Origin of the sequence: Bacillus cereus group sp. BfR-BA-01453, from assembly GCF_022662915.1 — a bacterium.
Taxonomy (GTDB): domain Bacteria; phylum Bacillota; class Bacilli; order Bacillales; family Bacillaceae_G; genus Bacillus_A; species Bacillus_A paranthracis.
In genome coordinates this window covers 1-219 of sequence record NZ_JAKUEN010000060.1, presented here as the reverse complement: position 1 = coordinate 219, position 219 = coordinate 1, and the positions used below count along the sequence as shown (strand labels likewise).

Genomic DNA, 219 nt, shown 5'->3' with positions numbered 1-219 from the left:
CTTATCAATTCTCCATAGAAAGGAGGTGATCCAGCCGCACCTTCCGATACGGCTACCTTGTTACGACTTCACCCCAATCATCTGTCCCACCTTAGGCGGCTGGCTCCAAAAAGGTTACCCCACCGACTTCGGGTGTTACAAACTCTCGTGGTGTGACGGGCGGTGTGTACAAGGCCCGGGAACGTATTCACCGCGGCATGCTGATCCGCGATTACTAGC

Annotated in this window: 1 rRNA gene; it reads right to left on the bottom strand. The window is 54.8% G+C overall.

The annotated features are described in order from the left end of the window. Positions 1–18: 18 nt before the first annotated feature. Positions 19–219, bottom strand: a 16S ribosomal RNA gene (locus MR070_RS27020); the annotation flags it as partial.